General features: G+C 48.7%; 14 protein-coding genes. 6 read left to right on the top strand and 8 right to left on the bottom strand.

Features of this window, described 5'->3' with window-relative positions; all coding sequences use genetic code 11:
- Positions 1–153: 153 nt before the first annotated feature.
- Both KHX94_RS09935 and KHX94_RS09930 read left to right on the top strand, forming a co-directional pair.
- Entirely contained in the window at positions 154–2,433 is a 2,280-nt protein-coding gene (locus KHX94_RS09935; RefSeq protein ID WP_280529644.1) for a putative bifunctional diguanylate cyclase/phosphodiesterase, read from the top strand.
- Between the two features lie 219 nt (positions 2,434–2,652).
- Positions 2,653–2,955, top strand: coding sequence for a hypothetical protein (locus KHX94_RS09930; protein WP_213683271.1), 303 nt, complete (start codon positions 2,653–2,655; stop codon positions 2,953–2,955).
- On the opposite strand, the gene KHX94_RS09925 is transcribed toward KHX94_RS09930, so the two are convergent.
- Together KHX94_RS09925 and KHX94_RS09920 are read right to left on the bottom strand one after the other, a co-directional pair.
- On the bottom strand, positions 2,952–4,358 hold the full coding sequence (locus KHX94_RS09925) for a DUF4145 domain-containing protein (protein WP_244859400.1): 1,407 nt from the start codon (positions 4,356–4,358) through the stop codon (positions 2,952–2,954). The two genes, KHX94_RS09930 and KHX94_RS09925, sit on opposite strands and share 4 nt — an antisense overlap.
- A 15-nt stretch (positions 4,359–4,373) precedes the next feature.
- Entirely contained in the window at positions 4,374–5,075 is a 702-nt protein-coding gene (locus KHX94_RS09920; RefSeq protein WP_213683270.1) for a hypothetical protein, read from the bottom strand.
- A 175-nt stretch (positions 5,076–5,250) separates the two neighbouring features.
- Between KHX94_RS09920 and KHX94_RS09915 the strand changes: the two genes are divergently transcribed.
- Positions 5,251–5,787 (top strand): DUF2780 domain-containing protein, encoded by a 537-nt coding sequence (locus KHX94_RS09915; RefSeq protein ID WP_213683269.1) that lies wholly within the window; start codon positions 5,251–5,253, stop codon positions 5,785–5,787.
- A gap of 72 nt (positions 5,788–5,859) precedes the next feature.
- Positions 5,860–6,321, top strand: coding sequence for a tellurite resistance TerB family protein (locus KHX94_RS09910; protein ID WP_213683268.1), 462 nt, complete (start codon positions 5,860–5,862; stop codon positions 6,319–6,321).
- Positions 6,322–6,345: 24 nt separating this feature from the next.
- Here KHX94_RS09910 and KHX94_RS09905 read toward each other — a convergent pair whose 3' ends face one another.
- On the bottom strand, positions 6,346–7,170 hold the full coding sequence (locus KHX94_RS09905) for an HDOD domain-containing protein (RefSeq protein WP_213683267.1): 825 nt from the start codon (positions 7,168–7,170) through the stop codon (positions 6,346–6,348).
- 81 nt (positions 7,171–7,251) lie between these two features.
- Positions 7,252–8,508: an L-methionine/branched-chain amino acid transporter gene (gene yjeH, locus KHX94_RS09900; protein ID WP_213683396.1), complete on the bottom strand. Its 1,257-nt coding sequence runs from the start codon at positions 8,506–8,508 to the stop codon at positions 7,252–7,254.
- 147 nt (positions 8,509–8,655) lie between these two features.
- Here yjeH and KHX94_RS09895 point away from each other — a divergent pair, with 147 nt between their 5' ends.
- Positions 8,656–9,087, top strand: a complete 432-nt coding sequence (locus KHX94_RS09895; RefSeq protein WP_213683266.1) for an Lrp/AsnC family transcriptional regulator — start codon at positions 8,656–8,658, stop codon at positions 9,085–9,087.
- Between the two features lie 429 nt (positions 9,088–9,516).
- On the opposite strand, the gene nrfD is transcribed toward KHX94_RS09895, so the two are convergent.
- The 4 genes from nrfD to KHX94_RS09875 all read right to left on the bottom strand — a co-directional run bounded on the left by nrfD (position 9,517) and on the right by KHX94_RS09875 (position 12,172).
- Positions 9,517–10,461, bottom strand: a complete 945-nt coding sequence (gene nrfD, locus KHX94_RS09890) for an NrfD/PsrC family molybdoenzyme membrane anchor subunit (RefSeq protein WP_213683265.1) — start codon at positions 10,459–10,461, stop codon at positions 9,517–9,519.
- Positions 10,458–11,138 carry a 4Fe-4S dicluster domain-containing protein gene (locus KHX94_RS09885; protein ID WP_213683264.1) on the bottom strand — a complete coding sequence of 227 codons (681 nt, stop codon included), beginning with the start codon at positions 11,136–11,138 and terminating at the stop codon, positions 10,458–10,460. The genes nrfD and KHX94_RS09885 overlap by 4 nt, the downstream gene beginning before the upstream one ends.
- 10 nt (positions 11,139–11,148) lie before the next feature.
- Positions 11,149–11,619: a nitrite reductase gene (locus tag KHX94_RS09880; protein ID WP_213683263.1), complete on the bottom strand. Its 471-nt coding sequence runs from the start codon at positions 11,617–11,619 to the stop codon at positions 11,149–11,151.
- 85 nt (positions 11,620–11,704) lie between these two features.
- The gene (locus tag KHX94_RS09875; RefSeq protein WP_213683262.1) at positions 11,705–12,172 is read right to left on the bottom strand and encodes a hypothetical protein; all 468 of its coding nucleotides are present in this window, start codon (positions 12,170–12,172) and stop codon (positions 11,705–11,707) included.
- A gap of 377 nt (positions 12,173–12,549) precedes the next feature.
- On the opposite strand from KHX94_RS09875, the gene KHX94_RS09870 reads away from it, so the two are divergent.
- Positions 12,550–13,509: a LysR family transcriptional regulator gene (locus tag KHX94_RS09870; RefSeq protein ID WP_213683261.1), complete on the top strand. Its 960-nt coding sequence runs from the start codon at positions 12,550–12,552 to the stop codon at positions 13,507–13,509.
- Positions 13,510–13,541: the final 32 nt, after the last annotated feature.

Below are 13,541 nucleotides of genomic sequence, written 5' to 3'. Positions count from 1 at the left end.
CTTTGCGCTTGGATAAGTAATAATGATCTTTTTGCAATAAATCAAAAATTTGATTGAGGAATGCGCCAAAACTGTTTATTTTTTGCTACCCAGAAAATAGACAAGCGGCATAAGGATGTCTCCCGTAGGCGGGACAGCAGCGGAGCAGCGCGGATGATGGATTGGACACAAAAATTGGCGCAATTGCAGGTGGATGCCGCATTGCAACCGCAGTTGAAGATCTGGCAGAAGCAACCGCATGAGACTCCGCTGGCGCTATTCCGTAATGCCACCATCATTGCCGCCAATCAGGCTGCGCTAGACTACTTTGCTTGTTTACGTACCGAAATCCTGAATGCTGCATTATATGATTTTGCCCCTCGGCTGCAACTCAATGGTCAGAGCAGCATTGAGCAGGCACGGCGTTTATTTGAAGCCGCTGCCGACAAACCTCAAATGCAGGAATGGCTACACCTAAATCGCAACGGTAAAGAACTGCCCACCCGCCTTTATCTGTATCCCGTTAAATTAAATGACGATGTCTTAGTGCTGGCACGGTTTCAACACTTGGATCGCCGCAGCCAACCGCGACAACGTCGTACTGATGAGTTTGCAGCAATTCCACGCGGGGTTCTGTCCGGTATTCTAGAAGAGAGTGCCGAAGCCGTTGCCATCACCGATGAGCACAATCTCATCCTAGCTGCCAATAAAGCCTTGTGTCGGCTGTCAGGATACAGCACGGCGCAACTGCTGGGTAAGTCGCTGGAGGTGCTGGAAGTCACAGACGATATTCACCAGCAAGAATGCAGTGCCGCCCTGAAGGAACGCGACTTTTGGCAGGGGGAAATGTTCAAGCAAAAAGCCGATGGCAGCCAATTTTCGGCTTGGCAAAGCAGCCGCCGTATCATCGCCGATGGCAAACCCTATTTGGTGACGATTTTCAGTGATATCAGCGACCGTAAGCGCTTGGAAAGCCGCCTCACCGAACAGGCAATGTATGATGTCCTTACCGGCCTGCCCAATCGTCGTCATATGAAAAAGCTGCTGAATGAAGCGCTGGAATTTAACCATAAACACGCCGATAACGGGCGCTTAGGCGCACTGATGTTTCTGGATCTCAACGGCTTCAAACACGTCAATGACTGTTTTGGTCATTCGATGGGAGACCGGATTCTGCAACTGGTTGCGGCAAGACTCGAAGCAGGTTGCATTGAAATGGCCGACATCGCCCGTATGGGTGGTGATGAATTCACGCTAATTCTGACCGAATGCGAGAGCCGCAAAGAGATCCGTTGGTTCGCCGATCAGATAGTCAAACTGTTCGACACGCCGTTTGAGCTGGAAGGCCAGAAATTTTACCTCGGCACCAGCATAGGGATCAGCCTGTTTGATGGCGAACAGATCAACTCGTCACAGCTACTGAGCCAAGCGGATACTGCCATGTACTGCGCCAAACGCAGCGCTGACCACATCATGTTTTATGATAAGAGCATGAGCGACGCAGCCGAACATCGGCTAAAACTGCTGGGCGATTTGCGCCACGCCATGAGCTTGGGGCAGTTCAGCATCTACTATCAGCCCATTGTGCAGTTGAAAGATAACCACTTACTGGGCGCGGAAGCGCTATTACGCTGGCAAAAAACACCGCATGAGTTACTGGAAGCCGCTGATTTCGTACCATTGTTGGAAGAAACCGGGTTGATTGTCAGTGTGGGCAACTGGGTGCTGGAACAAGCCTGTTATCAGGCGGCCATGTGGCGCAAACATGATCATCCTGACTTCACTATTTCAGTGAATGTATCCCCCATGCAACTAGAGCATCTTGATTTTATCAGCCAGGTTAAAAAGGCGCTGAAAAGTGCCGGATTACCTGCTGACGCGCTAGCGCTGGAAATCACGGAATCCGCCCTGTTGCATTATCCCCAACAAGCGCGACAGACATTAGAAAAACTCCACAATTTGGGACTAAAAGTCACCATAGACGATTTCGGTACAGGTTTCTCGTCACTGAGCCGGTTGGGTAATATGCCAATCGATGGCTTGAAGATTGACCGGGAATTTGTTTGCCAACTGGATAACTCCCGTGGCCGCAAGTTATGCCATGCCATCGTTCAGTTAAGCCAAGCGCTAGAATTATCTTATGTGGTGGAAGGGATAGAAACCGAACAGCAAAAAGCAATATTGTTGAATATGGGGAAGGCCAGGCTCAGGGCTTCTTCTTTGGTTACCCGCTACACCCACAACAGTTTGCACTCGCGCATTTTCAACAGCACGTTGCTCGCTAGTCAGATAGCAAAAGACAGAAAGCTGCCAGCTTCAGGAATTTCCTGCATAGCTCCCCTGCAAAGCAATGTGCTGGCAGCCCTGACACACCAGATCTCGTTGTGGTGCGCGCACATTAGAAAAGCGTTAGCGTCTGAATGCCGTGATCTGGGCGGAATTTCACAATGTTAATTTGTCATGCCAGCCTGATTGCCCAATCCGTAAACAGTTACCGTGGATACCAGTACACAATCTGTACGACATTTTCCGCAAAATATCGGTAACTTTCACCAAATTTTAATACTTCCTTAAGATGTCGTTGGACATAATGCCCACGGTTATTTAATTCACGGTGACCAATAGTAGCCCGTTACGGGTCAATCCATGCACCGTGAAATCACAGGAGCCGTTATGTCCCGTTTGTTTGTGTGGCAGCATAAGTCCGGTGTTGTTGCGATTATTGGCACACTGCTAAGCGCGCTGGTTTTTTGTCTGGCACTGCTGATACTGCCATTAGTGTTACTGGCGGGTGCTGGGCTGTTGTTAGCATTGAGTCTGTTTGGTCGGCGCTACCTGAAACAGCACATGGCGAGAATGCAGCAGTATCGTGTGCGTGCCAGTAAACGGGATATCTATGATGCCGACCCGCACGTATGTCGCGATAATCCCAGCCAATGGCGTTGTAAAGGCCGGGTGTGGGAACATCAGGATTAGTCGGTTAATAACTCCTTTGCCCGTTGTAACGACCGCTGCTCCGCTTGCTCTTGACTGAGCGCCAGAGCCCGTTCTACTTGCTGCGCCAGAGATTGCCACAACGGCGTAATAATTTGTTGCTCGTGGGCATCTCCACGGCTCTTAGCCAATTTCAGCCAAGCTGCGGCTTCCACCACATCAATCCTAGCTAAACTGCCATCGGTTAGCGCAATAGCCAGTTCAATCATGGCCGGTACACTGTGGCCGTATCGAATGACCTGTCGTAAATAACTCTCAGCCTGGGACATATCACTGCCAAAGGCTTGCTCCTGATTCAGCATGTGCTGCGCGCGTGCTAACATGGCCTCTAGCTGCCCTTGTTCAGCCGCCTCCGCCAACCATTGCTCACTGCCCGCCAAATCGGCTTGGCAGCCCTCACCACGTGCTAGCATCAGTGACAGATGGTACTGCGCGTGAGGATAACCGCTTTGTGCCGCCTGTTTAATATGCTGGAATGCTGCGGGCAAATTTCCCTGTTGGTAACGTAGTACCCCCAGATTGGCCATGGCCTCGGTGTGTTCCTGTTCGGCGGCAGCCTTCAGGTATTGCTCGGCCAAGACGAGATCTGCCGTTATATCGCCACTGCCCACTAAGTAGAAATAACCCAACAGCGCCATCGCATCGACAACCCCCGCTTCTGCCGCTTCACGGATCAACTGCTGCCCAGCCGCTAAATCTGGCTCACCACTGTAACCGTGCAGCAATGCCACCCCATGTTCAAAACGGGCGCGAGGCTCTTGTGTGGCCGCCTGAGCAAACCAGTAAGCCGCTTTACTCAGATAATGTTTTGCCTGCTGTGGCGGTGGCAGCTCGCTATCTGCTAATGCTTGCTCTTGCTGCCGTGCCATCAACGCTTGGCTTTTGAAAGACATGCCGAGCAGATATTGCGCTTCACTGTCATCTTGCATCACCGCCCGGAAACACAGCTCTCGGCCACTCAAAGCATCATATTCATCAAACTGATACGCTGGTGCCGGGCACTGCCGCAACAGTGGATACACTAGCTCTACCAGCTTCAGCAGATCGCGAATTGCTTTCTGCGCCAGCTGCTGTAACTGTGGTTGATCCAGATGATATTTTTCGGGGTGAGCACCGCGGTTACCGTCCGCTCGCAAGCGATGCAATGCTCGGGTGATGCGTACATCAATCAGCCGCAAGCGGTTGAGCTGCTCAATCCTGTCGTAAAGATTCGGGCTGTCAAACACCACGGCCTTAGGTTCTGCTAGCAACGCTGTCAGTCTATGCGCAAAGCTTCGCACATGCAGCAATGACTGGGTCGGCACATCACTTACATAACGCTTGGCACTACGGTATTCTGTGGCCAGGGCATCCGATACACCGGCGACTAACTCGATATCGTTCACCCTGACTCCTGTGATTTAGGAAGGTTGACGGCTGACCCGATAGAGTCGGAACAACGCTACATTGACATAAAGACTGATAAAACCGGTGACACTTTCTACCACTAAGCGCAAGACCACTGGTGCATGTTCCACAGCCACAGAAATCATACTGCCCAGTAGCATCAGCGGGAAGTACAGCAACAACACTAACAATGTTCGACCGGTGATCTTCTGACTAAATACAAAACTGGCCTTAATGGCCTGCAATGGTGACAATCGCTCCACCACCACCATAAAGTTGACATAAGACAGGCGGGCAAACAGATACAAACTGATCCCCAACCCAATAACGCCAAGGGGCCCTAACGCCGACAGTATGACCACTGGCGCCGCAATTGCCATCCCGGAAAAGATCCCCGCCACCATCAGCCATGGTAGAAACGGCACGCTGTTTTTCAGCACGGACAAAGTGCTGGGTTGATAGCCTTCCGTGCGCAGTTCCATAAATAGCGTTAACGATGCAATCAGCAAGGAAAACACCAGAAACAGCAATAATGCCGCCAGTACATGCGGGGCGCCGATATGCGGCGCTTTGGGGTCCATTGCCGCGAACTCAGCGCCCAGCCACAACTGAATTCCAACCTGCAGCAGCAGAATAGGTAAGGTCAATGCCGCCAGTTGCAGCAGATGATTGCGGAAAAAATAGAAAGCTTCAGAAAGGATCGCAGACACGGACATGCAGCATTCTCAACAACAGTGATAACAGTATCGGATTTGCTGATTAGGATACCCAAAATCCCCCTTTAATGCACCGCAGAAATAAAGAGCAGCGGCGTTTTTACCGGAGGAAAAGCCGTGCATCACCTGCGCAGTTGTGCTTAGAATAAAAACCATTACCGAAATGAACAAAGGAATGACCCAAATGAAAGCGCCAATATTAACCCTCACAGCCCTACTGCTGACGGTACCGGCCCATGCTGGCTTGCTGGATAATATCAAGTCGCAGGTACAACAAACTGCCACTAACACCGCCACTGCGCCAGTTACCGATAATCAGAGTACCAGTCTGGTCAGCAGCGTGATGTCACAATTGAATCTGAACCAAACCCAAGCCGAAGGCGGGTTAGGCAGTCTGCTGAATCTAGCAAAATCCAACCTCGGCACCTCGCAGTTTTCACAGCTTGCTGACACGATTCCCAATGTTGATGGCCTGTTATCTGCCGTCCCTGCCACCGACAGCAAGTCTGGCATGAGCGGCTTACTGTCCAAAGCGGGTAATCTGGGGAGTTCACTGCAAGGTAGCGCCATGGTTTATGACGCTTTTTCAAAGTTGGGGATCTCTAAAGATCTAGTTGCCCCGATGGCCGAAATTCTCAAGAACTATCTGCAAACCAGTGGTGGTGAAGGCACCGCATCATTGCTGACGCAAGGACTCGGAGCCCTCCTGTAAAACACTATGTCCGGGAACTCAGGCAACGCAGGTCATTCTAACGTTTGAGCATTGCAGTAAGGAAATGACAGAATGATAGCCAAACTAAAGCAGTTTTTTAAAGAGTTGCAGGACACACCAGATCCACAGCAACAGACCCACAGCATCAATCTAGCGGCCGCCTGCATGCTGCTGGAAGTTGTGTATGCCGATGAGCATCTTGATGGTGCCGAGGCGCGACTGTTGCCCCATCTGCTAGAGCAAACCCTGGGCATCGCAACAACAGATGCCAGCGAATTAATCGATGAAGCGCGCCGTAACCGTAACGACGCGACTTCACTGTTTCAATTCACCTCGGTGATCAACGAGCACTTCACCTTGGAGCAAAAGCAGCAGTTAGTCTTATCTATGTGGCAGCTTGCTTACACCGATGGCGAATTGTGTCGTTACGAAGACCAGATTATTCGCCGCTGCGCCGATTTACTGTACTTGAAGCACTCGGAATTGATCCAACTGCGTAATCGCGCCATTGAGCGCCAGCACCACGATGAGTAACCACTAGCGCTAAGCCAGTAACAACTAGAGCAGCTGCCTTGCGGTTTCTTCACCAGCCCCTAGCATTTTTTCCAGTCGACTTGCCAGACCATCCATCTGCAAGCGTAATCCAAAGCGTTCGGTCTGCAGCGCTAACCAGCTGGTTCGTTGTGCATCGGCGCACTCATCCCAATGCAATGGCAGGTATTTCGCTAGCGCTAACACCAGCGCCAGTTTGGACGGTGATTTGGCTGATGGCGGATCGTCTTGATAACGTAACCCCGTCACCAGTTCATCCGAAAATCGCCATTCACTGGCCAGTTGCGCTGCCACGTCAGCGGGCACAGAGCCCAACAGATACAGGCTGATTTCTGCCTGCTCCGCGCCTTCTGCCACAGCAGCCTGCACCTGCCGCCATTTGATGGGTTCAGTCAGCGCCAACAACAATTCACCAATGTTGTGTAATAACCCACAAGTGAATGCCGTGTCATGACGTAACGACGCCCGTTTCCCCAACTCCTGGCAAAAGAATGCGACCTCGAAACTACGGCCCCAGAATTTGACTAAATCAACACCATTTACCGAAGGGATTGCTGAGGTGACGGCCGATGCTGTCACCAAGATCCGTAATGGTTGGATCCCCAGACGTATCACAGCTTCCTCAATGGAGCCGATTTCACGACTGCGGCCAAAGCGAGCGGAATTAGCCAAGCGCAGCAGTTTGGCGCAGATCAGCGCATCATGAGAGATTTTTTCCGCTAGCAGCCCCAGCTCAGCATCATCATTGTTGACGATTTCTAGAAGTTCACTCAGCGCTTTTGGTAGCCGTGGCAACTGCTCAACTTTTTGGATAATAGAGGCATTCCCCATGATGATTTTCCCCAGTTAAAAGTGCGACTTTAACTATAGGTCATCGTTGTTAAACTGCTGGGAAGAAATCAGCCCCAAAGCTTAAGCAGTAGTTATCGGTGGCAATGGTGGCCGCCGCAACTTCATTTGTAACCAGAGTAAAGGTAACAATACCAGCATCAAAATAATGGCATAGGCCATAGCCGTTGCTAACGCGACCCCAAGCAGTAGGCACATCAGACTACTCAGCCATGCCCACAGCCGATAGCGCTTACTCAGCAACCGTATTGCCGCTAACATCGACAGCAAGTAGATAACGACAAACACGCCATTTGCCCAAGAAATTAACTGATCTAACCGAGTATCGGTCAAAAAATTGGTCAGTAATACTAACGCCATCAGCGACAGCATCATTACCAGAGCGCGCACCGGCACCTGATACTGGTTACGCGGGGCAAACCAGCGCGGCGTAATGCCTTGTTCGCTAAAACTGCTGAGCAAACGGGCCACGCTGGCCGCATATACGTTGGTTGTTGCCAAACCACTGGCAATACCGAGAATACCGATGACCTGAGTACCATAACCGCCAAGCAAGCGGTCAAACGCGCCCATCATCGCTAACGGTGCCGCTGATGGTGCCAGTAACAACACCCAAGTACAGGCCAGGTAGATAGCTCCGACCAGCAAGGTTCCTATCATCATCGCCGGAATAAAATCCGTTCTTGGATTACGGAAATCGGCCGTCAGGTGGGTCATGGCTTCGACCCCGAGAAAACTCCAGAAAGCGATGCCCATCGCTTGCATTATTCCGTGGCTATTGAGTGCAGCTTCCGGCTGCTGATATTGGGCCGCATGACTGACACCGCTGCCGAACATCAACACAACCACCGCCACTATACACAAGGTCAAGGTGAACTGCGCTTTGGCCGATACCTGAATGCCACGCAGGTTGAGGCCTAGCAGCACTAACAACACCATCAGCTCACAAGCGAGCTGCCCCCACCCACTAATAGGCACCATTGCCTGAAAGAACTGGAAAGTCATCATAATGGCGGCAGGGGCACCAATAGGCACAATCAACAGAAAACTCAGTCCAACCGCGCGCCCCACAACCCGTCCAAAGGCTTTTTCCACAAAAAATGCCGGGCCAGCCGCGTGCGGGAAATGTGCCCCCAACTGAGCAAATACCACAGTGATGGGAATGATTGCCAGCGTCAACAACGCCCACGCCAACATAGCGCCGTGTCCCGCCATATTGACGGTCATCTGCGGCAAAATAAATACGCCTGTTCCGAGCAGAGTGGTGGCCATCAACCCCGCACCCTGCCAGCGCCCAATGGTTCCTGAAGTTGGATTCATCTGATAAATTAGCACCGAATGTGATAGCCGCAGTATAGCGATTCCGCCGCAGACAATCTGCGCCATTTCACCATAATAACCGCCGTATTGGCCGACGAACTGACGGCTATCTGCCACCATAGTCGGTAATTTCACAGGACAGACACCATGGATAAATTTGATCAGGCGATTATCACTGCATTACGGCAAAATGCTCGCAAGAGCGTATCGGCCATTGCTGACGAGGTCAGCCTGTCGCGTAGTGCCGTATCAGAACGCCTAAAAAAGCTGGAACAGAACGGTGTCATCCGCGGCTATCAAGTGTTACTCAGTGAGTCACAAAAAGAGGGCGTTAGCGCCTATTTTGAAATTCAACATCAGCACCGTACCTGTGCTGATATTGCCCATTTATTTCAAGCCGTACCTGAAGTGGTCACTTGTCATGGTATTTCTGGCGAAATGGATTTACTGGTTTACGTTAAAACGCCGTCAATGCAACGACTACACGAAATCCACGAAGCTATCGAATCTCATCCGGCCATCTGCAAAATCAAAACCCATGTGGTGATGAGTGAATGGATCAACAATCGGCCAGACTAATAGCTAAAATGGCATCATGCATTGATGCTGGGACGTCACCACTGGGAAAGGTCGATTTATCAGTTGACGCTAGGAGTTGAAATCCACATTCACTCAATGTGTGCAATGACTGTTTGCACGTGGTTGGTATATCGATGGGGTTTCGAGAGCGGACTCACTGAAGTGAAGGTTTTGTCCGCAGCCTCGGTAAGTAGCGTCAGCAATTGCAGAAAATCGGCTGCGCTGTGCTCTGCGCATGTAACAACCAATAAAAAGCCATCTGCGTGCTCAACAGATGGCAAACCCGTGGAGGTTCGGGTAATGTGTGGATAAAGAGCAAAATGGCGTCCTGCCCAATGACCTCCGTGTTTTACGGCATACATAACTGCCTTAAACTCGAATGCAGCTCTTTTTAGCTTTATTGTTATTCTCTAAGCTCACACATATTCATCAGGCGATAGTCATCTGACCTGCGTACAGAATAAAATGACGCAGCAGTATCACCCCAATCAAACTACAAGTCGCGGTTCCAGCAACATAGGCAAAACGACGCTTAGCGGTTGCTGTCATGAACAGATTCATTGCCAGCGGCACAGATAAGCCAACCAACAAGATACCGACCCAGAACACCACGCCCCAGAAACCGAAACCTAATGCATTGGCAGCGGCCACTTTGGCCTGACCACCCGTTAGCACTAACCCGAGGAAGAAGGTGAAGATGGCAACCATCTCAACCATGATCAGCGGGATTTCGATCTTATGGATCATATGTACTTCGCGGCCATCAGGATTGCCTTTCAGTAACACGCCACCCAACAGTGAAGCTGCGGCACCGGAAGACAGTGCTGATAACAAGAACAGAATTGGCAATACCGGGTTTTTCAGCATTGGATAACCAGGCAAGGCTGACAACAAGAAGCCTGTGTATGCCCCCAGCGCCAGTGCGAGGATAACCAATAATCCGGTAATGGTGGCTTCGCTGCGACTCAGGAATGCACTCAGTTTAAGCACCCAAGGGAAACGGCTACGGCACCAGTCGTCAATCACTGGACGGAACACCAACGCAATCCACAGGAACATGAACACCATGTAAATACACAGGATGATCACGCCCACTGACATAACGGAGGTCAGGTTGTAGAACACCATGATTTTCCAGAAATGCAGTGGTTTGGTCAGGTCGGTTACCAGAATTCCCAAGCCGGCCATCACAGTGACAGGCGCCACTAGACAAGCAGCCTGTACAAATCCAGACTTGTACGCAGCTTCACCGCGCAAGGTAAAGTTTTTCAACAGTACGGCGAAGAACATTGCGCCGCCTGAAACCCCGGCAAAAAACAGGTAAAAAGCGATTGGCCAATGCCAAATCAAGTGTTCAAAATGGAAAGGGCTCATACGTTTATCCCTCCCTGCTTAGCTTGAATACGGAACAACTTGGGATGAGTTCCCAAATCTCTCTTGTTGCGATAAACCGGATTTTCTTCCAGTGCTTTAACAATCTCTGAATTCGGATCATTCAGGTCGCCAAACACCAGCGCTTTAGTCGGGCAAGCTTCCACACATGCGGGCTTTTTGCCTTCTTTCAACTGGGTTTCACGGCAAAAATCACACTTATCAGCAGCTTTCGTTACTGGATTGATAAAGCGGATGTGGTAAGGGCAAGCAGCCAAACAATATTGACAACCCACACACTTCCAGGAGTTGACGCTGACAATACCGGTTTTCTCATCCTTAAATGCTGCACCAGTTGGGCATACATGCACACAAGGTGAATCTTCACACTGTTCGCAGGATTTACGGGTAAAGTGGTAGAACTGATTGGGATATTCACCAAATGGGCCAGTGCGGATGATTTCTAACCGCGCTACGCCTTCAGGCACCTTATTCACTTTACGGCAGTTATCGGCGCACGCATTGCAACCGATACATTTGTTTTCGTCATGCAGCATGGCGTATTTGATAGTACCAGTCTGTTGTTCACCAGCCACTTTGCCATTGGCCAACATGTACAGAGAGATACCGGCAATAACTGCCCCACTGCCTTGTAAAAATTGTCTTTTTGATTTATCCATCACGCACCCCCTACTTCGCATGACATTGACGGCACAACTGACTATGTTGCGTACCGGTCATTTTGGTCATTGGATCTTCCGCCGGGTGCAATTTGTGGCAGGCAGCGCAACTCACTTTATTGGCATGGACGTTATGGGTCCATTCGCCTGCTGCTAGCTTTTCCGGACGGTGACATCTGAGACAAGTCTTATTCTGATCTTGGGGAGCAATCTCAGGGTTTGGAGAAAAGACTCGGATGTCGTTGGGTTTGCGGGGATGGACGCCCTGTTCACCGTGACAGGTACTGCAAGTGAAGTGCATTTTGTCCTGTCCGTGAACCCCCAGCATTGTGCCATTGCGCTTGTGGCATTTTAGGCAGGGGCCATCGTTGATTTTCAGCGCGGTAGATGTTTCTGCATTGGCGGTACCAGTTGTGCCGTAACCCAACAGGCATGCCAATGTGGCAACACCGAGCACTGTGCGCCAAGTATTCCTGAACATAATTCGTACCTGATTATTAGTTTGTTATTTTTGAGAAGATTGGTGACAACCTGCTTCAGGTTGTCACCGACATCGGCTGTACACATCAGGCAGCCAAGGCCTGCATCAGATGTTGTTTATCCATAGGGCAGTTCCGCTTCATATCAATCAATCGGATGTTGAGTTTCTGAAGCAGTGGTTTGATTTCTGCACTAGATTTATCACTGAAGTCAGAAATCACCATTTTGATTTCGGATGAGTTCTGGTCAATCAGCACGTAATCCAGATACCCACGAGGTTTAGCTTCGTCTGCAGCAACTTCGATAACAACTTCCAAAGGTACATGACTGCAGATTTCATACTCACCTTTAGTCAGACTTTTCAGAGACTTCAGAAAGCCTAAGCTTTCGTTATCGAACAGACGATCTTTAATTTTTGCATGTATTGGTGCAGCAGTTTCTGACTTGAAAAACTTAATGCAAGTCATCACAAAAGTAACTGCGATAAAAGGAACTGCGATGAACAATACAAAATAAACAAACGCGTAACTGAGATATACAGATGCGGTGCTCATATTTACCTCCAACTATCATATTTTATTTATTTATTAGCGATTATTTCGCAATTAAATTATTGGCAGAAAGCGCAAGTATATTAGTGATCCGAATCACACAGAGCTGCCAGACATACTAGTAAATAGCAAAACCAAGAGATCAACTTGATTACCGTTTTGTAAAAATAAACAATAGGAAATATAGTTACTAAAAAACAGATATCTAATTATGTAAATTGCATTTTTTGAAACATGAAAATAAACTTAAGTCTTAAATTTATAAAGTCCAAATGAAATACATTTTTAAATGTGATTTGGCACAGCTTTTGGATTTTCTATTTTTCATTTTTTTCATTAAACTAATTGCAATAGAAAATTCCATAAAAGGAGTACTAACAATGAAACACATAGATTTTGAAAAACTCGACATGCTGAGTTTGATGATCATTGTTGGGTTATGTGAAAACAAGTCAGCTACCCATGTTTCAAAGATCCTTAATGTACCACAGTCTAAAATAAGCCGTTGTTTAAGAAACATAAGAACCATTTTTGGCAATGAACTATTTTATAGAAAAAAATATGGCTTAATCCCTAACGAATATGCCAAGCAGATCTACCCCATTGCAAAAGAAATAGTAGATCATGCTCACAGTTTTAATAACCTTGCGACGAATAAACAAAATAATGAGCGCTGGTTTGAAGTTGCCGTTCCAGATTTAGTCACCTATTTATATCCCAAAGCGTTAATGCAATCCATTCGCATTGAAGATAAACAGTTACACCTGAATATTGTACCGTGGAATAACAACACACTACAGGGAATTATGGATGGTGAAATTACCATGGGTGTTTGCTGTGATAGCCTAAAAGATTCGATGAAACTGCTTGAAAACGAATATGAGATTGAGCCAGTTAAACCGCTAACGGATCTATATCTTATCTGTAGTAACACTCATCCATTGTTACAACAGGAAATTACCTTGGAATCTATCGCTAAATATCCCTATGTAAAAACTGATCAAGGTTGTAACCCTTCTGCAACTTGTCCGTTTGAAGACTGGTGTCATCGTAATGATATTGCACTAAACATTGAGATTAACATTAGCAGCACTTCGTCCCTGTTTACTTATTTACAGGAAAGTCTGGCGGTGTGTTTAGTGCCCTATAAAGCTATCTACGATACCATTCCTGACGTTCCGTTTTTGCACGCTTGTAAATTGTCAGAAACCGAAGTCAGCAGGATTTCTACGGTTTCCCAGCCAAAGACTGTGAAGATGGTGGTACCGACAGATCACGACGATGCCGAACTTAACTGGCTGAAGCAAAAAGTTAGAGAAGTGACTGAATCGCTTCTATAAACCTTTTTAACTATCGGAACATGCATCGCACC

The organism is Shewanella dokdonensis (genome assembly GCF_018394335.1).
GTDB lineage: Bacteria > Pseudomonadota > Gammaproteobacteria > Enterobacterales > Shewanellaceae > Shewanella > Shewanella dokdonensis.
This window is presented reverse-complemented; position numbering and strand designations above follow the sequence as displayed.